The organism is Photorhabdus noenieputensis, from assembly GCF_018448935.1.
GTDB lineage: Bacteria > Pseudomonadota > Gammaproteobacteria > Enterobacterales > Enterobacteriaceae > Photorhabdus > Photorhabdus noenieputensis.
In genome coordinates this window covers 1-374 of the sequence record NZ_RCWC01000197.1, presented here as the reverse complement: position 1 = coordinate 374, position 374 = coordinate 1, and the positions used below count along the sequence as shown (strand labels likewise).

General features: G+C 47.9%; 1 protein-coding gene. It reads left to right on the top strand.

The annotated features are described in order from the left end of the window. A partial coding sequence (locus tag EAE91_RS23840; protein ID WP_214090582.1) for a VENN motif pre-toxin domain-containing protein occupies positions 1-374 on the top strand: 374 nt, incomplete at both ends.

The following is a 374-nucleotide window of genomic DNA, read 5'->3' as shown; positions in this document are numbered from 1 at the left end:
TAAAACATTCAATGATCCCATGAAAATTCAGGCAGGTGGCAAAATCATCGGCAGCGTCGCAGGTGCCATTGCAACCAACAGCGCCAAAGGGGCTAACAGTGGGGCTAATGCCGGGGAAATTGTTATTCTCTTTAACCACCTGAACTCCATGAATGCCTACAATCTGGCTAGAGAACTCCAGGAAGCCAATAAGCAAGGCACCCCTACCGAAGCAATCTGGAATAAATACAACAAACTGAGCGCTGCACAACGGGCAGAAATGTTGTCTCACTGTGCCGGGAACGGTGGGTTATGCACACTGACCTATCAGGCTGAAATGGACGGCGGGATAAAAACAGCAGATGCTATTAGTGGCTTAAGATGGATGTTTAACT